Source organism: Acinetobacter sp. YH12126 (assembly GCF_013418745.1).
Classification (GTDB): domain Bacteria; phylum Pseudomonadota; class Gammaproteobacteria; order Pseudomonadales; family Moraxellaceae; genus Acinetobacter; species Acinetobacter amyesii.
The window spans coordinates 1-18,783 of record NZ_VPBM01000002.1; the positions used below are offsets into that span (position 1 = coordinate 1).

Genomic DNA, 18,783 nt, shown 5'->3' on the forward strand with positions numbered 1-18,783 from the left:
TTGAAGATTTGAAGATTTGAAGATTTGAAGATTTGAAGATTTGAAGATTTGAAGATTTGAAGATTTGAAGATTTGAAGATTTGAAGATTTGAAGATTTGAAGATTTGAAGATTTGAAGATTTGAAGATTTGAAGAAGAATATTATTTTTATAAAATTTAAAGCAAAAAAAAGAAGATAAAGCTTTAGGCTTGATCTTCTTGTTGACCGTAGAACCAAGTTGCTGCGATAAACAGAGAAAAACCAATAACTGACAACACTGGAGTAACCATATAATTCACACTCTAACTTTAATGACGTCATTATGTAAAAGTTTTATGACAGTTATATGACAAATATGAAATATTTAAAAATAATAAATATTATTAATTTTCAATAATTTAAAAAACAAAAACATATCTCCCCTCTAGTTTTGTGACAAATATTTCATGAAATATGACAGTGAAAACGTCATTTTCAGGCCATTTATGACAGCGAGACATGGCACTGTTAAACCCTATTAAACTTTCGGCCAAAGATTAAGCGAAATACCCACACAACTGTGTTTTTGTCTTATAATTTAGCCCGCTAGCTATCAGCCCGCTCAAGAGATATTTGTATGACAACTATTATCAAGCAAGATGACTTGATCACATCGGTAAAAGATGCGCTTCAGTTCATTTCTTACTATCACCCACAGGACTTCATCCAAGCGATGAGCCGTGCGTATGACCGTGAAGAAAACAAAGCCGCAAAAGACGCGATTGCACAAATTTTAATTAACTCTCGTATGTGTGCAGAAGGCCATCGTCCTATCTGTCAAGATACGGGTATTGTGAACGTATTTCTTGAAGTGGGCTTAGACGTTAAATTTGATTTAACCATGAGCCTAGACGATGCAATCAACGAAGGTGTACGTCAAGGTTATCTTGAAAACTCAAACATTCTTCGTGCATCAGTATTAGCTGATCCTGCTTTTGGTCGTAAAAATACCAAAGACAACACCCCTGCTGTAATTCACTACAAACTCGTTCCGGGTAATAAAGTTGATATTACTGTTGCTGCTAAAGGTGGTGGTTCAGAAAACAAATCTAAACTTGCAATGCTTAACCCTTCTGACTCTATCGTGGATTGGGTACTTAAAACTGTTCCAACAATGGGTGCAGGTTGGTGTCCTCCTGGTATGCTCGGTATCGGTATTGGTGGTACTGCTGAAAAAGCCATGATGCTTGCAAAAGAAGCATTGATGGAAGAAATCAACATGGACGAATTACTTCGTCGTGGCCCACAAAACCAAATCGAAGAACTTCGTATCGAAATCTTCGAAAAAGTAAATGCTTTAGGTATTGGTGCTCAAGGTCTTGGCGGTTTAACCACTGTTCTTGATATCAAAATCAAAGACTACCCATGTCACGCTGCGGGTAAACCAGTAGGTATGATTCCAAACTGTGCTGCAACTCGTCATGCGCATTTCCAATTAGACGGTTCAGGTGTAGCGCATATTCAAGCGCCTAGCCTTGAAGACTACCCTGCAGTGACTTGGGATTCATCAACGTCTAAACGTGTTGACTTAGATAACATCACTCAAGAAGAAATGAACTCTTGGCAACCAGGTGACACACTACTTCTTAACGGTACAATCTATACAGGTCGTGACGCTGCGCACAAACGTATGGTTGACATGTTAAACAAAGGTGAAGAACTTCCAGTTGACCTAAAAGGTAAATTTATTTACTACGTTGGCCCTGTTGATCCAGTCGGTGACGAAGTCGTTGGTCCTGCTGGCCCAACAACTGCAACACGTATGGATAAGTTCACACGTCAAGTGCTTGAAGCAACTGGCATGTTCGGTATGATTGGTAAAGCGGATCGCGGCCCTGCTGCTGTTGAAGCAATCAAAGACAACAAAGCAACTTACCTCATGGCTGTCGGTGGTGCTGCGTACTTAGTATCGAAAGCGATTCGTGAAGCTGAAGTGGTTGCTTTCGCTGACTTAGGTATGGAAGCGATCTACAAATTTGTTGTAAAAGACATGCCTGTATCTGTAGCTGTTGACGTAAATGGTACTTCTGTTCACGCAACAGCACCAAAAATCTGGCAAGCAAAAATTGGTAAAATCCCAGTAGTTGATGCTGCTGCGAACTAATTTCGCCACATTCAAGATCTAAAAAAGCACCCCATCGGGTGCTTTTTTTAATGTCAATATTTAGGCTGTTTGTCGAATGACATTCGCTATTTAATATTTTCACACACTCAAAAACACGAGCTAATTACATTACCAAGTTAATGGATTCCACAGTTTAAAAGGCTTGGTCAACTGCACATCTTCCGCAGGATCATAATGAGGTGCTTTCAACTTCTGCGCACTTTTCCGCACTTTTCCAGTGTTTTGATCTTCTGCCACAAAGTTAAAACTGTTGGATTTCAACTCTGTAAATGCGATTTCATTTCGACCAATTTTTTCAGGCATGAGCAGCAATGGCCCTGAAACCGTTCTTTTACTGGATAAATTCTCTTCATCATATTTAATGAAGTAAGTTTGACCTGCTTCAACATCAAAGTCTAAATATTTAGGTTTTTGAAAATGATTCACCCCCAAAGGGCGACTGGACGATAAGCGGTAATTCCCTGCTGGTAACTCCACCCAGTAATAATGATTATTCAATAAACTTGGAATACGCTCACTGTTCAGAAATAAGCTGCTGGCCACAATTTCTTGACGATTCCATTTACTGTCTGGACGATATAAATACACAATCGCTGCTTGATCATGCTGAGCTTTCACTTCTTGAAAATGTCGGCCTTGTTTCTGATTGACCCAACCACCAATGGTAAACATACCCAATCGATATTGCTCAATATGACCCGGTGTACTTTCAGGATCCACAGGCTTTAATGTCGAAGCCAATGACGTTTGCTCAATGGCTGATTTTCCATGACAACCCAGCAGCGCTACACTGCTTAAAAGTAGAATTGCAACTCCACGCATGATTATCCCTCACTGCGTCTTTTTTTATTTTTACACTTTTGTTTTCAGTTTTTTACATTCAGGCATCCACGCCATCCTGCTGAGATTAACATTCTGCTTTTATTTTTGGAAATAAAAAACGTGTGCAAATCTTGGATTTACACACGTTTCAGACGAATAGCGCTTAAGCAGATTTAGAGTTCACAACTTTTAAATCTGACTTCGGTGCAGCTTCTTCAGTTTTCTTTGGTTGACGTTCTGATTTAAATTCAGGTTCCGCTTCACCATTAATCACCGCTTCATTGACGACAACCGTACCCACATCTGAACGACTTGGTAGATCATACATCGTTTCAAGCAATGAATTTTCTAAAATCGAACGTAGACCACGCGCACCCGTATTACGGTCAAGGGCTTTTTTAGCCACGGCACGTAATGCTGAGTCTTCAAATACAAGGTCAACATTTTCCATTTCAAATAAATATTGGTACTGACGTGTCAATGCATTTTTTGGTTCTGTCAGAATCTGCATCAATGCTTCTTCGTCGAGTTCTTCCAAGGTAGCAATCACAGGTAAACGACCAATAAATTCAGGAATCAGACCAAATTTAACCAAATCTGTCGCTTCAACTTGGCGGAATAAGTCAGATAATTTTTTAGTTTCATCTTTCTTACGCACTTCAGCTGTAAAGCCAATACCACCTTTTTCCTGACGCTGCTGTACGATTTTCTCTAAACCAGAGAATGCGCCACCACAGATAAACAGGATGTTTGAAGTATCAATTTGGATAAATTCTTGCTGCGGATGCTTGCGACCACCTTGAGGCGGAATCGACGCAACCGTACCTTCGATCATTTTCAATAACGCTTGCTGAACACCCTCACCCGATACATCACGAGTGATTGATGGATTTTCAGACTTACGGGTAATTTTGTCGATTTCATCGATATAGATAATGCCCTTTTGCGCTTTTTCTACATCGTAATCGGCTTTTTGAAGGAGTTTTTGAACAATGTTCTCAACGTCTTCACCCACATAACCTGCTTCAGTTAAAGTCGTTGCATCTGCCATCGCAAATGGCACATCTAAAAGACGCGCAAGTGTCTGAGCAAGCAGTGTTTTACCTGAACCTGTTGGTCCAACCAACATAATGTTACTTTTCGAAATCTCTACTCCGTCTTCTGGTTTTTTACCACTGGTGCCAACTTTTAGGCGTTTATAATGGTTGTATACCGCAACAGAGAGGGTCTTTTTCGCAACATCTTGCCCAATCACATATTGGTCAAGCGCAGCACGGATTTCATGCGGTTTTGGTAAAGGACGAGTTGCCCAGTCATTTGATTCAACTTGCTGACTGGTCTGAACTAGGTCAAGACATACGTCCACACACTCATTACAGATGTACGCGTCCTCACCTGCAATCAGTTTCCCGACTTCAGACTGCGTTTTACCGCAAAATGAACAATGCTTTTGTCCTTGAGGATGTTCGGACATATTCACTCCAATAATTAATTCTTTAAAACTTATGGGCGTTTAGATAAAACTTCGTCCACAAGACCGTATTCTTTCGCAGCTTGCGCTGTCATAAAGTTGTCACGGTCAGTATCTCGAGCAACAGTTTCGTAGTCTTGACCACTATGCTCTGCCATTAAACGATTTAAACGTTCTTTGATGAATAGAATTTCACGTGCATGAATTTCAATGTCAGATGCCTGACCACGGAAACCACCGAGTGGTTGGTGAATCATGACACGGGCATTTTCAAGACAGTAACGTTTGCCTTTAGCACCGGCATTAAGCAGGAATGCACCCATCGATGCTGCTTGCCCCATGCAGTAAGTCACAACATCAGGTTTAATAAATTGCATGGTATCGTAAATCGCCATACCCGCAGTAACCGAACCGCCTGGTGAGTTGATATATAAATGAATATCTTTATCTGGGTTTTCTGCTTCTAAGAACAACATTTGGGCAACAATCAAATTTGCCATGTTGTCTTCAACTTCACCGGTTAAAAAAATCACACGTTCACGCAAAAGGCGTGAATAAATATCAAAAGAACGCTCGCCACGAGATGACTGTTCTACCACCATTGGCACTAGTGCGTTTTCAATTGTTGGAACATACATACGTTATTTATTCCTAAATTTTTCTGACTCAACCCATAATTCACAATATGAGGGATATTTGTCGAAATTGCAAAAGATTCCCAATTAAATAACAGATATTTTTTTCATAAGCATTGTGAAATCAGGACAACTTATTTGGGGGCAAATTTCGATAAAAAAAGGCGCTTAATGCGCCTTTTTTTGAAAGCTAGAAATTAGCCTTGTTGACGAGCTTGTTGCTCTTTCAATAAGTCTTCATAGCTCACAGTTGTATCAGTTACTTTAGCAGAAGCTAAGATGTGATCTACAACTTGGTCTTCTAGAATAACAGCTTCGATTTGAGCACGTTGCTGTTTATCGTTGTTGAAGTATTCAATTACTTCTTTAGGATCTTCGTAAGAAGAAGCCATGTCTTCGATGTAAGCATCAACACGTGCAGCATCAACTTCAATTTTAGCATCAGCTAATACTTTGCTGACTAATACGCCAAGTTTAACTGATTTTTCAGCTTGCTCTTTGAATAGGTCATCTGGAAGCATGCTTGAATCAAACGCTTTAGCACCTTGAGCACCAAACTGTTGAGTGAATTGTTGGATCATTTGTTGACGTTGACGGTCAATTTCTTGAGCAACCATTGCTTCTGGAAGTTCTACTTCGTTTGCAGCTACAAGCGCATCAAAAGTTGCACCTTTCACTTGGTTACGAAGACCATTTTTCACTTCACGTTCCATGTTTTTACGAACGTCAGCTTTCAGTTTTTCAACGCCTTCTTCTTCAGTTAGACCGAAGATTTTTAAGAATTCAGCATCAACTTCTGGAAGCTTTTGTTTTTCAACAAGCTTAACAGTGATTTTGAATTGAGCAGCTTTACCAGCAAGGTTTTCAGCTTGGTAGTCTTCAGGGAAAGTTACATCGATAACTTTCTCTTCGCCTTTCTTCATACCAACGATACCGTCTTCGAAGCCAGGGATCATACGACCAGAACCAAGAACGAGTTTAAAGTCTTCAGCAGCGCCGCCTTCAAACTTCTCGCCATCAACAGTACCTTCAAAGTCGAAAGTTACTTGCATGTCTTTTTTAGCCATGCCTTTAGTTTCAACCCATGAAGCGCGTTGTTTTTGAAGATTTTCAATCATCTTCTCAACGTCTTTGTCGTCAACTGAAGTTGTTTTACGTTCAACTTCTAGACCTTCGAACTTAACTTCAACTTCTGGATAAACTTCTACAGTTGCTTCATAAACTAAAGCATCATCTTTCATTTCAGTTTTTTCAATGTTTGGCATACCAACAGCATTGATTTTTTCTTGTTGGATCGCTTCGAATACTGTGTCACGAATGATGTCGTTTACAACTTCTTGATAGATACCAGCACCGTATTCACGACGAACAACGTTTACAGGTACTTTACCTGGACGGAAGCCGTTGATCTTCACAGTTTTGGCAGTGCGTTTCAAGCGAGCTTCAAACTGCTCGTTAATACGGCTCGTCGGTACAGATACATTTAAACGACGGGCAACGCCCGAAACCGCTTCAGAAGTTACTTGCATGGCTTCCTCGATAATTTGTTAGTTAAAACAGTTTTAAAAAAAAGTGCCACATTATATGACAACAATTAAAGATATACAAAAATGGATTATAACACTATAAATTCAGGCATGGATGCCCTTCTTATTTTTAGAATTTTTCAGCTTTTTTCGAAGAAATATTGATTATTTTTTAATTCACTATTGAAAATGAGAAACTTTCTCACTATTATTCTTAATGATATTTTTTTTAATTTATTTTCATATATTTATCTTGTCCATATTTGGTATTCTTTTATGAGTAAATTTAATCTCAACCCTCTTTCCGCTGCTTTATTTGGGGCAATTGTAACTACTACGAGTTTCGCACATGCTGAAACGACTGAATCTCAAGCTCAACAGATGGAAACCATTGTTGTTTCTGCAGCGGGCTTTGAACAAAAGATCAAGAATGCTCCTGCTTCAATTACCGTGATTACGGCTGAAGACTTAAAAAATAAACGAATTACATCCGTTGCAGATGCATTAAGTGATGTAGAAGGTGTCGATATTAGCCCTACAGCAGGGAAAACCGGCGGATTAAATATTCGTATTCGTGGTATGGACGCCGAATATACCTTGGTTTTAATTGATGGCCGCCGACAAAATAGTACAGGTGACATTGCCCCTAATGGATTTGGTGAGTCGAATAATAGTTTTATCCCCCCTGTTTCGGCTATCCAACGCATCGAAGTCATCCGCGGACCAGCTTCTACTTTATATGGTTCTGATGCAATTGGTGGTGTAGTCAATATCATTACCAAAAAAGTTTCACCTGAATGGACTGGTTCGGTCACGTTAGAAGGGACAGTACTGCCAAATCACTCAGACTTTGGTAACCAACGCGCTGTCGATGCATTTTTAACAGGGCCAATCATTCAAGATTTATTGGGCTTACAAATCCGTGCACGTAAAGCGGAACGTGATCAATCAGATTTAATACGTAGTGATGACGATGATACTGGCGCTGAACTTAGTGGCGGAAATAACCCAACTAAATCAGATCTAGAAACTATCGGTGCTCGCTTAACCCTGACACCGCATAGCGACCATGATATTTCAGTTGAATATGAAAAAACTGAACAATGGTATGACAATAGCAAAGGTCAATTAGGGACGCTTGGTGCAAACGGTGGTTATGGTGATGCTCAAGAATACAATCGTGAGAAAATGATCCTCGCACATACTTGGAATAATGCTATTGGTAAACTTGAGTCAAGTATTATCAATACTCAAACAGAAACGGTTGGACGTTTAATTCCTGCACGTGCACAAGGAATGTCAACAGCGATTACACCTCGCGTATTAGAAAGTGAAGATACGATTTTTGATACTAAATTTACCACTCAACATTTTGATGACCACCGCATTACTCTAGGCGGTCAATGGTGGGAAGCCAGTATCAGTGATGGTTTACGTGTAAAAAAAGAAGTTTCTTTTGAGCAATTGGGCCTATTTGCTGAAGATACTTGGTCGCTGAATGATAATCTTGCATTAACACTTGGTCTTCGTTATGACGACCACGATACCTTTGGTGACTTTTGGACGCCACGTGCATATTTGGTATGGAATGCACATGAAAACTGGACATTCAAAGGTGGATATAGTGAGGGTTATAAAGCCCCACGTTTAGAAAGACTAACCGATGGCGTTGTCAATGTCAGCGGTCAAGGTCGTACACCTACTTTTGGTAACCCAAATCTAAAACCAGAAACCAGCAAAAACTTTGAACTTGGTACATACTTTTCTACCAATAATAATTTTGACTTCAACGTAACAGCTTTCTTTAGCCAAATTGAAGATAAAATTATGACGGGCAATAAAGAAATTAGCTGTAATACTGATAACACAACAACTTCGGGTATTAATTGGTCTAAAGCGGACTGTGAAGCATTCATGGCATCAGTGGGAACGCCGTGGGTGATGGATTATAACGGCGGCACACCAGATTCATGGAATGTGACTCGTCCTGTGAATGCCGAAGAAGCTGAAGTTTATGGTATTGAAGCCGGTTTAAACTGGGCATTTGCCGACAATTGGAAATTTGGTCTGAACTACACTTGGACTGAAACTGAAATTAAAGATAGTAGTTTAGGTAATCCTATACTTAATGACACACCAGAACATATGGTCAATGCTTCACTTAAATGGCAAGCTGCTGACTTTGTGAATTTATGGGCGCGTGGTGAGTATCGAAGTGAACGTGCACGCTTCACATCAACTTATGACAATCTCACAACAGCTAATCAACAAGTGTATGACGCTTTAGGCGACTACAAAGAATATGCGCTATTACATGTGGGTTCAAACTTTAATGTCACCCCAAATTGGGATATTGGGGTTGCTCTGTACAATGTCTTTGATAAAGACTTTAACGATTATGAGAAAGTAGCCAATAGCTACTACAACCGTTATAGCAATACTCAGGAAGGCCGCCGTGTACAATTAAGTACAACCTTTAAATTCTAAATAACCACATAATAAAAAACCTGCTTCGGCAGGTTTTTTTGCATTAACAATTACGATTACTTCTTATTTAATTCACAATCATGTCTATATTTATAATCTCAATTAAATATAAAAAAACAATATATTTTATCAATATTAAATAAAAACATAGCCTTAACTAATACTTGTTATATCATTACATTAAATAGGACTATCACAATATGATTATTTATCGTGATTTACAATTACACAAACATGTAAGAACAAATAAGAATCATTATTATTCGCATACAAATTCACTATTCCAAATCGGGTTCGAAATGGCCTTCATTAAAACACGTAAGAAAATTGTTTCATCAGCAATTGCTTCTTCTCTTTCTGTTATTGCCGTTAATGCAATCGCACAAGAGCAAGTTACTCAACTTCCAACGATTAACCAAGAAGTTGCTGCTGAAAAAGCACCAAGCTTAAAAGTTGATAAATCAGCGAATGCTAAATTTGTTGCTCCACTTCTTGATACACCAAAATCAGTATCAGTGATTTCTAAACAACTGATTGAAGACACGCAAGTCACAACTTTAAGTGATGCTTTACGTACAGTACCTGGTATTACCCTCGGTGCTGGTGAAGGTGGTAACCCAAATGGTGACCGTCCATTTATTCGTGGTTATAACTCTGAAAGCTCAATGTATGTTGACGGTGTACGTAACTCAACTTCTCAAAACCGTGAGATGTTTGCTGTAGAGCAAGTAGAAGTTACCAAAGGTTCAGCTTCTGCTATGGGTGGTGCAGGTACTTCTGGCGGCAGTATCAACATGATTTCGAAAGTTGCGAAAAAAGGTGACTTTTTAGAAGGTTCAGTTGCTGGTGGAACAGATGCTTATGCACGTGTGACGCTTGATGGCAACAAAGATTTTGGCAATGGGATTGCTGCACGTGTTGCCGTTATGGGCCACATGAATGAGAAAGCTGGTCAAGCTGATGGTGCTGAATACAAACGTGCTGGTATTGCCCCTAGTATTACTTTCGGCTTAGACACACCTACTCGTGCAACTGTTGGCTATTACTATCTAAAATCGGATGATACACCTGATTCTGGTGTGCCATATAACAATCCATTTGGCGCACCTAAAACTGGTGAAATGGACTACCGCCCATTAAACGGTAACGGTAAACCGATTGATGTCAAACAAGGCATTTACTACGGTTGGAAAGATCGTGATTTCCAAAAACAAGAAAATCATATTGGTACAATTAAGTTAGAACATGACTTAACTGACAACTTGACATTGACTAATACTGCTGTTTATAGCAAATCAAAAAATGACTATCTATGGACAAACCCAGACGACTCAAAAGGTAACTTTTTTGATAAAGCAACAGGCCAAGTAACAGGCAATGTATGGGCACGTGCAAACTCACGAGTTGCGGATACAGATGGCTTTACTGATCAACTGGCTTTAACTGGTAAATTTGACACAGGCTTTTTAAAACATCGTTTTAATTTGGGCGCAGAATATTCAGATCAAGAAACAGATCGTACCCAGTATATTATTGACGGCAAAAACTCGACAGGTTCTGCACATCAATCTTGTCCGGCAGATTCGATCGCAAATGGTTGGTGTACATCAGTGCAAAACCCTGACCGTGGTAATTGGACAGGCTCTTTAAGTACTGCTGGCGCAGATCTTTATAATATCGAAACTAAAAATACTTCAGTATATTTCCTTGATAGCATTGAATTACACCCACAATGGATCTTAGATTTGGGTGTACGTTGGGATGATTACTCAACAGAGCAAACGATGACTTATGGTGCGCTCAACAGCAATGTGACCTCAAATCCTGCTAAAGCTCAAGCTGGCGATAAAGTATCAATCAAAAATGAAAAAGACTTTATTAACTGGCAAGCTGGTTTAACGTTTAAACCAACTGAAAATAGCAGTATCTATGCAAGCTATGCGACATCCTCAAATCCAGTCGGTGTTGATGGTGGTGATGGCTCAGAAGGTATTACTGCAGCAATCGAAAATCTTAAACCCGAAGAGGTTAAAACTTACGAGTTAGGAACGAAATGGGATGTATTAAACGATCGTTTAAACTTAACTGCTGCAATTTTCCGTACAGAAAAAACCAATACACGTGCAACAACTACAGAGGGTACTACAAGCAACATTGGTGAAACACGTGTTGATGGTATCGAACTTGGTGTTACAGGTAATGTAACTGATAAGTGGGCTGTAATGGCAGGTTATACCTACTTAGACAGCGAATTAGTTGACGGTGGTTTCACGAAAGTCGGTGACGACTATGTTGCAAATCCAAGCAATGGTAACCAAGTTCAAAACGTTGCGAAAAACTCAGCAACACTTTGGACAACTTACCAAGTCCTTCCACAGTTCACAATCGGTGGTGGCGCTACCTACATGGATAAAGTATTTGGTAATGCTACCAATACGAAATGGGTTCCAAGCTACGTACGCTACGATGCCATGGCGCGTTATAATGTCAACAAAAATGTTGATTTACAACTTAACGTAAACAACCTTTCTGACAAACGTTATTTCACTAAAGCCTACGCATCTCACTATGCCACTGAAGCAGAAGGCCGCAGTGCAGTTCTATCTGTTAACTTTAAATACTAAGAAGAAATAAATACCATAAATAATTTATGGTATTGACTCAAATAGCCTCGCTTCGAGGCTATTTTTGTATATGATCAAAACATTAATATTACAGTTCCAAAGGGTTAGGCCGTGATTCACCATATCCCAAATGTATTGAGTAAAGAACAGGTCAACTACTTCCGCACAGAAATGCAAAAAGTAGAATGGATTAATGGTCAAAAAACTACGGGCTCACTGTCTAAAAATGTAAAAAACAACCAACAGCTAGATATAGACCATCCATTAACACAGCATTTAGGTGACATTATTCTGCATGAATTGTCACAACACGCGCTTTTTACATCAGCGGCTCTCCCCCTCAATATTTTGCCGCCCTATTTTAACCGCTATGAAAATGGTGAAACGTTTGGTTTCCATGTCGACAATGCCATTCGCTGGATGCCCGACAGCAATCAAAAAATTCGTACCGATTTGTCCTGCACGATTTTTCTAAGTGAACCCGAAGAATATGAAGGCGGTGAACTTGTGGTAGAAGACACCTATGGCTACCACGAAGTGAAACTCCCTGCCGGAGATTTGATTTTGTATCCATCTACCAGTGTGCATGAAGTTACTCCTGTGACTGCAGGCTGTCGTATTGCATCATTTTTTTGGTTGCAAAGTATGATCCGTGAAGATGCTGAGCGTCACATGTTATTTAATCTCGATCAAAGCATTCAAAATTTGCGTATGCAATTGGGTGATGCACATAGTGAAGTCGTCAAGTTGACTAGTCTGTATCACAACCTTATCCGCAAATGGGCCGAAATTTAAAGCTTAAGGTCAATAGACATGGACAAACTACCAATGACTGATCACAACATTTTAGCGCCACTGACACAAATACCAGCTCATTTGCAAACCATTGCAGATTATGAAGTCGAGGCTGAAAAACACCTTTCTCAAATGGTGTGGCAGTACTTGCAAGGCGGCTCGATGGATGAACACAGTGTCCGTGGCAATTTGTCTCAGTTTGAACAGATACAACTGCTACCACGTATGCTGAAAGATCTAACCCAAGGTCATACCCAAATCGAAATCTTAGGGCAACGTTTCCCACATCCTATTTTTGTAGCCCCGATAGGTCATCAACAACAATTTCATCCTGATGCTGAAGCTGCAACAGCCCTCGCTGCCGAAGTCCTTGGCAGCAATATGATCCTCAGTACGTTTACCAATACAGATATGCGTGAGTTAAAGCAGGACAATCCTTACAAATGGTTCCAATTGTATTGGCAAGGAGAACGCGAAAAGTCATTATCGCTGGTCAAGATGGCAGAAGAACATGCCTATAAAGCGATTGTGGTGACTATTGATTCCCCGCATACAGGGATTCGTGACCGTGAACGTCGAGTGTTTTTTCATTTGCCTGAAGGCATGCAACATCCGCATACCCCTGCACATATCCCATTGCCTGAGCTCAATGATGGCGATCATCCCGTATTTAATGGTCTGATGAAAATCGCACCAACATGGGCGGATATCCTTTGGCTCAGTCAAAACACCTCATTACCAATTATTTTAAAGGGCATTGTCAATCCACATGATGCTGAACTTGCCCTGCAACACGGTGTACAAGGCATTATTGTGTCGAATCATGGTGGGCGCATACTGGATGGTTGCATTCCCCCTCTCACCGCTTTAGAACTGATTAAAAAAGTTGTGCCCACGGATTTTCCAGTTTTATATGATGGTGGTATTCGTCGTGGTTCAGATGTGTTTAAAGCGATAGCCTTGGGTGCATCTGCCGTATTAGTCGGCCGTCCTTGCATTTATGGTTTAGCGACTGCGGGCGCTTTAGGCGTTGCCCATGTACTCAAAATACTGAAAGAAGAATTTGAGATTACGATGGCATTGATGGGAACAGCCACCGTCGATGAGATTAATAAAGATTATATTTTTCAAAAAAGCTAATTTTATAGAAAAAAATTTTCCAGTAATTGCATCTTAACGCAAAAATAGGAAATTATTTCCGGAATATATGGACTAATATTTAGTTATACATTTACGAGCTTACGGTAAAGCTAAGTCATGTGAATCTTTACAGATTTATTTCGACTTTCGACTAAAGACTCCGAAATTAAACTTGTAAATTGTTAGAATAGACACAATCTATATAAGTAGTACCTGCCGTTTATCCACGACATTTTGCTCACGGTACTATCTAAGGAGTTTTCACATGATGTTGGCAGATCCAAGCAAAAAATACCGTCGCATGTACCAACGTGTAGACTTACCAGACCGTCAATGGCCAAATAACGAAATCAATAAAGCGCCGATCTGGATGAGTACCGACCTTCGTGACGGTAACCAAGCGATCTTCGAGCCAATGAACATTGAACAAAAGTTCAAAATGTTCCAAATGCTTGTGAAAATTGGTTTCAAACACATTGAAATCGGCTTCCCTTCTGCATCACAAATCGACTTTGATTTCACGCGTTTGTTGATCGAAGGCGGCCATATTCCTGATGATGTGTACATCGAAGTTTTGGTTCAAGCACGTGATCATTTGATTCAACGTACATTTGAATCATTACAAGGTGCGAAACGTGCCATCGTGCATATCTACAACTCAAACTCTCCAACTTTCCGCAATAAAGTGTTGAATGTTGATGTTGCTGGTGCAAAACAATTAGCGATTAACGCTGCAACGAAAGTCAAAGAATACGCTGCAAAACAGCCTGAAACTGAATTTGTATTCCAATACAGTCCAGAGTGTTTTACTGCAACAGAACTAGAAGTTGCTAAAGATGTCTGTGATGCGGTCACTGAAATTTGGGAAGCATCTCCAGAGAACAAAGTGATTTTAAACTTGCCTGCAACGGTTGAAGTTTCTGGTCCAAACGTCTATGCCGACCAAGTGGAATGGATGCACCGTAATATTGAGCGCCGTGACGGTGTGATTATTTCTGTGCACTGTCATAACGACCGTGGCTGTGGTATTGCTGCTTCTGAGTTGGCCATTATGGCTGGTGCTGACCGCGTCGAAGGTTGTGTGTTTGGTAACGGTGAACGTACAGGTAACGTGGACGTTGCAGCGATTGCATTGAACATGTATACCCAAGGTGTTGCGCCAAACTTAGATTTCTCAAACATCAACGAAATCATTTCAATCATTGAAGAATGTACAGGCTTGCCGGTACACCCTCGTCATCCGTATGCTGGTGATTTGGTCTTCACCGCGTTCTCTGGTTCACACCAAGATGCCATTAAAAAAGGTTTCGAGTTCCAAAAGAACGAAGAAATGTGGGATATGCCTTATTTGCCAATCGACCCGAAAGACTTGGGCCGCGACTATGATGCCGTGATTCGTGTCAACTCACAGTCTGGTAAAGGCGGTATTGCGTACTTGTTAGAATCAAATTACAACGTGGTGTTGCCTCGTCGTATTCAAATTGAGTTCTCGCAAATCGTACAGCAAAAAACAGATGAAGACGGCACCGAGATTTCTGCACAAGCGATCTGGTCATTATTTAAAGACACCTATGTTGCTGCCAAAGATACACATTATGCGGCGAAAAACTACCGCTTACATGATGAAAATGGCAAGCAAGTCATTGAACTCGATATCGAAGTGAACGGTGAGATCCAGCAATTACGTGGTGAAGGCAACGGCCCAATCTCTGCTATCTTAAATGCCTTGCAGTTGCCGATTGATGTATTGAACTATGAAGAACGTAGTATCAGTTCTGGTGCGCATGCCAAAGCATTAGCTTTAATTGAACTTCAAGTGAAAGGTACAGGTAAGTCTGCATTCGGCGCAGGTGTACATGACAACATCGTGACTGCATCCATCGAAGCGATTATTGCCAGCACTAACCGTTTAATTGAACAAGGTGTTTTAAGTACTGAACAAGTGATTGCTGCTGCAGTCTAATTCAATGCTATAAATATCAAATAGCAATAAAATGACTTTAGAAGGATACCCTCAAGTGGTATCCTTTTATTATTCATACTAAAGATTTAAGGCGAATTATTCCTGTGTCTTTTCCAGCTGACTCAGTGGGCTTAGTTACCCCACAAAAGTTTATTTTTGAAGAGCCGTTAGAGCTCGAATGCGATCGCATACTCCCACGTTTTGAGCTCATGGTTGAAACTTATGGCGAACTGAATGCAGACAAATCTAATGCAATTTTGATTTGTCATGCTCTGTCAGGCCATCACCATGCAGCAGGTTATCATCATGAAGATGACCGTAAACCGGGTTGGTGGGACGCATGTATTGGACCAGGCAAAGCCATTGATACGTCAAAATTCTTTGTCGTAGCATTAAATAATATTGGCGGCTGTAGCGGTTCTACTGGACCGACCTCTCCAAATCCTGAAAATGACAATCGCCCTTATGGTCCTGATTTCCCATTAGTGACTGTCCGTGACTGGGTCAAAACCCAAGCCATGTTGTCTGATCGTTTAGAAATTCAGCAGTGGTATGCGGTGATTGGCGGCTCTTTAGGGGGCATGCAAGCTCTACAATGGTCTGTGGACTATCCAGATCGTTTACAAAAGTGCGTGATTATTGCCAGTACACCAAAACTGTCTGCACAAAACATTGCCTTTAACGAAGTGGCGCGTCAGTCGATTTTGTCTGACCCTGATTTCCATGATGGTCGCTATTTAGAAAATGATAGTTATCCTAAGCGAGGTTTGATCTTGGCCCGTATGGTGGGTCATATCACTTACCTCTCTGAAGAAGCCATGAAACAAAAATTTGGCCGTGACTTAAAGTCAGGTAAATTTATGTATGGCTTTGACGTCGAATTCCAAGTCGAAAGTTATTTGCGTTATCAAGGTGAGCAATTTAGCCGTAACTTTGATGCCAATACCTATTTGATCATGACCAAGGCTTTAGATTATTTCGATCCATCACGTGAATATGAGCAATCATTAAAAACCGCGATGTCTAAAACCAAGTGTCAATTTTTAGTTGTTTCGTTTACAACGGACTGGCGTTTTGCCCCTGCTCGTTCGCAAGAAATTGTAGATGCATTAATTAGCAATCATAAGCCTGTGAGCTATGTGGATATTGATGCTGAACAAGGCCATGACTCTTTCTTGTTCCCGATTCCGTTATATGTGAAAAGCTTACGTGCATTCCTAGGCGGTGTAAAACACCTGCAAGAAACACCGAAGGAGACCAACTAATGCGTATTGATCATCAACTGGCTGAACGTTGGATTAAACCAGATTCAAGCGTACTCGATTTAGGGTGTGGTGACGGTGAACTGCTTGCACATATGAGCAAAAAGCACAATATTCGTGCATATGGCTTAGAAATTGATCAAGAAAAGATTGCAATTGCAGTCAGTCGCGGGTTAAATATCATCCAACAGGACTTGAACTTAGGTTTAAGTCGCTTTGCCGACCAGTCTTTTGACTATGTGGTTATGGCACAAGCCTTGCAAGCTGTAGATGCACCAGACGTTCTCTTAAGAGACATGGTGCGTGTGGGGAAACAGGCTATTATTACCTTTCCAAACTTTGCACATTGGAAGACTCGTTCTTTCCTTGCATTAAAAGGAATGATGCCCGTTTCAGACGCGTTACCCTATATGTGGTATAACACACCCAATATTCATTTATGTACTTTCCGTGATTTTGAAGCGCTGTGTGCTGAAAATAACATCCGGATTATTAACCGACTTGCCGTGAATGGGGATCAACAAGACAGTTTACTCAGTAAACGTCTCCCAAATCTATTTGGTGAAGTCGCAATTTATCGAGTGAGCGCTCTATGAAAAAATTATTATTAAGCACGACGCTACTGATTGGACTTTTTAGCATACAAGCCCATGCGGATTATGTTGCTCCATCATCTTCAGTTTCTAGCCAAGCTGCTCAATATTCAATTATGGATATTCACAGCTTAAGTAAAGCTGCTAAAGCAGGTCAGCCCGGTGCTCAGTTTTACTTAGGCACTAAATATCAACAAGGTAAAGACGTTGCCAAAGATGAACGTCAAGCTTTTGCATGGTATAAGGCTGCTGCTGATCAAGGTTTATCTGCAGCACAGCTTAATGTAGGTCGTATGCTTGCAGATGGCATTGGGACTAAAAAAGATGAAGCGCTTGCTCGTCAATATTTCGAAAAAGCAGCCAGCCGTGGTGATAACCGCGCAAGCTTTAACTTAGCCATGATGGAAGAGCAAAAGAAAAACTACATGGGTGCATACCAATGGTATGAACTTTCTACCCGTGATGGCATGCTCGACAACAAAGTGATTAGCTTGTCTGAAGGTAAGAAAACGGCATTGGCAGCCAACTTAAGCCAAGACCAAATTCGTCAAGCACGTGACCGTGCAGACAAATGGATTCAAGCACAATAAGTTTTTGAATCTTAAAAAGCACCTTCGGGTGCTTTTTTATTGCCTGTCAACCACAGCATCTTGTTAAAATAGCCTCAAATCTTGTTTTATGGTGAATATTCACATGGCTTCAACTGATTGGTTATCTCAAGGCACTTTGGTGCTTGCAAGTAATAACAAAGGCAAAATTGCAGAATTTGAAAAAATGTTTGCGGAACTGAATTTGCCTGTTGAAGTGATTCCTCAAGGTCAATTAAACATTGAAGATGCCATCGAAGACGGTCTAAGCTTTGTTGAAAATGCCATTATCAAAGCGCGTCATGCGTCGAAAATTTCAGGCAAGCCAGCCATTGCAGATGATTCTGGCATTTGCGTACCTGTGCTTGGTGGCGCACCAGGGATTTACTCTGCGCGCTATGCAGGTGAACATGGCAATGATGCCGCTAACAATGCCAAGTTGCTTGCTGACCTCAAACCGCTCCGTAAAGAGGGTGAAGCCATCGAAGGGATGTTTGTATGTGTCTTGGCTTTGGTCCAACATGCAGAAGACCCACTCCCACAAATTTTCCAAGGGATTTGGCGCGGTGAAGTGATGGAAGCAGCACGTGGTGAAAATGGCTTTGGCTATGACCCACTGTTTTGGCTGCCTGAACTAAACGTTTCTAGCGCTGAATTATCAAAAGAAGAAAAAAATAAAATCAGCCATCGTGGTCAGGCGATGAAATTATTTAAAGCAAGTTTGAAATAATTTG

Annotated in this window: 14 protein-coding genes; 10 read left to right on the forward strand and 4 right to left on the reverse strand. The window is 40.6% G+C overall.

Annotated elements, in window-relative coordinates; translation table 11 throughout:
- The first annotated feature begins 596 nt into the window (after positions 1-596).
- Entirely contained in the window at positions 597-2,123 is a 1,527-nt protein-coding gene (locus tag FTU62_RS00025; RefSeq protein WP_078189659.1) for a fumarate hydratase, read from the forward strand.
- 129 nt (positions 2,124-2,252) lie between these two features.
- Here FTU62_RS00025 and FTU62_RS00030 read toward each other — a convergent pair whose 3' ends face one another.
- The 4 genes from FTU62_RS00030 to tig form a co-directional block, all read right to left on the reverse strand.
- On the reverse strand, positions 2,253-2,966 hold the full coding sequence (locus tag FTU62_RS00030; RefSeq protein WP_180004550.1) for a DUF2846 domain-containing protein: 714 nt from the start codon (positions 2,964-2,966) through the stop codon (positions 2,253-2,255).
- Between the two features lie 163 nt (positions 2,967-3,129).
- Complete coding sequence (gene clpX, locus FTU62_RS00035) at positions 3,130-4,440, reverse strand: ATP-dependent protease ATP-binding subunit ClpX (protein WP_078189661.1); 1,311 nt, start codon at positions 4,438-4,440, stop codon at positions 3,130-3,132.
- 29 nt (positions 4,441-4,469) lie between these two features.
- Entirely contained in the window at positions 4,470-5,075 is a 606-nt protein-coding gene (clpP, locus tag FTU62_RS00040; protein WP_078192707.1) for an ATP-dependent Clp endopeptidase proteolytic subunit ClpP, read from the reverse strand.
- A gap of 194 nt (positions 5,076-5,269) precedes the next feature.
- Positions 5,270-6,601: a trigger factor gene (gene tig, locus FTU62_RS00045; protein ID WP_078192708.1), complete on the reverse strand. Its 1,332-nt coding sequence runs from the start codon at positions 6,599-6,601 to the stop codon at positions 5,270-5,272.
- Between the two features lie 273 nt (positions 6,602-6,874).
- Between tig and FTU62_RS00050 the strand changes: the two genes are divergently transcribed.
- The 9 genes from FTU62_RS00050 to rdgB all read left to right on the forward strand — a co-directional run bounded on the left by FTU62_RS00050 (position 6,875) and on the right by rdgB (position 18,779).
- Positions 6,875-9,085 (forward strand): TonB-dependent receptor domain-containing protein, encoded by a 2,211-nt coding sequence (locus FTU62_RS00050; RefSeq protein WP_180101379.1) that lies wholly within the window; start codon positions 6,875-6,877, stop codon positions 9,083-9,085.
- Positions 9,086-9,384: 299 nt separating this feature from the next.
- Positions 9,385-11,709, forward strand: a complete 2,325-nt coding sequence (locus FTU62_RS00055) for a TonB-dependent siderophore receptor (protein WP_180101381.1) — start codon at positions 9,385-9,387, stop codon at positions 11,707-11,709.
- Positions 11,710-11,820: 111 nt separating this feature from the next.
- Complete coding sequence (locus FTU62_RS00060) at positions 11,821-12,504, forward strand: Fe2+-dependent dioxygenase (RefSeq protein WP_078192711.1); 684 nt, start codon at positions 11,821-11,823, stop codon at positions 12,502-12,504.
- Between the two features lie 33 nt (positions 12,505-12,537).
- Positions 12,538-13,644 (forward strand): alpha-hydroxy acid oxidase, encoded by a 1,107-nt coding sequence (locus FTU62_RS00065; RefSeq protein WP_180101716.1) that lies wholly within the window; start codon positions 12,538-12,540, stop codon positions 13,642-13,644.
- A 265-nt stretch (positions 13,645-13,909) separates the two neighbouring features.
- The gene (gene leuA, locus FTU62_RS00070; protein WP_180101383.1) at positions 13,910-15,607 is read left to right on the forward strand and encodes a 2-isopropylmalate synthase; all 1,698 of its coding nucleotides are present in this window, start codon (positions 13,910-13,912) and stop codon (positions 15,605-15,607) included.
- A gap of 104 nt (positions 15,608-15,711) precedes the next feature.
- Positions 15,712-16,872 (forward strand): homoserine O-acetyltransferase, encoded by a 1,161-nt coding sequence (locus FTU62_RS00075; RefSeq protein ID WP_078192713.1) that lies wholly within the window; start codon positions 15,712-15,714, stop codon positions 16,870-16,872.
- Positions 16,872-17,465 (forward strand): methionine biosynthesis protein MetW, encoded by a 594-nt coding sequence (gene metW, locus FTU62_RS00080; RefSeq protein WP_067763682.1) that lies wholly within the window; start codon positions 16,872-16,874, stop codon positions 17,463-17,465. Before FTU62_RS00075 ends, metW begins: the two co-directional genes overlap by 1 nt.
- A complete protein-coding gene (locus FTU62_RS00085; RefSeq protein ID WP_078189669.1) occupies positions 17,462-18,052 on the forward strand; it encodes a tetratricopeptide repeat protein in 591 nt (196 codons plus the stop codon). Before metW ends, FTU62_RS00085 begins: the two co-directional genes overlap by 4 nt.
- A gap of 103 nt (positions 18,053-18,155) precedes the next feature.
- Positions 18,156-18,779 (forward strand): RdgB/HAM1 family non-canonical purine NTP pyrophosphatase, encoded by a 624-nt coding sequence (rdgB, locus tag FTU62_RS00090; protein ID WP_078192870.1) that lies wholly within the window; start codon positions 18,156-18,158, stop codon positions 18,777-18,779.
- Positions 18,780-18,783: the final 4 nt, after the last annotated feature.

Coding starts and splice junctions, on each gene's coding strand:
- clpX (WP_078189661.1), bottom strand. CDS start 4,440: ATGTCCGAACATCCTCAAGGACAAAAGCATTGTTCATTTTGCGGTAAA.
- clpP (WP_078192707.1), bottom strand. CDS start 5,075: ATGTATGTTCCAACAATTGAAAACGCACTAGTGCCAATGGTGGTAGAA.
- FTU62_RS00055 (WP_180101381.1), top strand. CDS start 9,385: ATGGCCTTCATTAAAACACGTAAGAAAATTGTTTCATCAGCAATTGCT.
- FTU62_RS00050 (WP_180101379.1), top strand. CDS start 6,875: ATGAGTAAATTTAATCTCAACCCTCTTTCCGCTGCTTTATTTGGGGCA.
- tig (WP_078192708.1), bottom strand. CDS start 6,601: ATGCAAGTAACTTCTGAAGCGGTTTCGGGCGTTGCCCGTCGTTTAAAT.
- FTU62_RS00025 (WP_078189659.1), top strand. CDS start 597: ATGACAACTATTATCAAGCAAGATGACTTGATCACATCGGTAAAAGAT.
- leuA (WP_180101383.1), top strand. CDS start 13,910: ATGATGTTGGCAGATCCAAGCAAAAAATACCGTCGCATGTACCAACGT.
- FTU62_RS00065 (WP_180101716.1), top strand. CDS start 12,538: ATGACTGATCACAACATTTTAGCGCCACTGACACAAATACCAGCTCAT.
- metW (WP_067763682.1), top strand. CDS start 16,872: ATGCGTATTGATCATCAACTGGCTGAACGTTGGATTAAACCAGATTCA.
- FTU62_RS00085 (WP_078189669.1), top strand. CDS start 17,462: ATGAAAAAATTATTATTAAGCACGACGCTACTGATTGGACTTTTTAGC.
- FTU62_RS00030 (WP_180004550.1), bottom strand. CDS start 2,966: ATGCGTGGAGTTGCAATTCTACTTTTAAGCAGTGTAGCGCTGCTGGGT.
- rdgB (WP_078192870.1), top strand. CDS start 18,156: ATGGCTTCAACTGATTGGTTATCTCAAGGCACTTTGGTGCTTGCAAGT.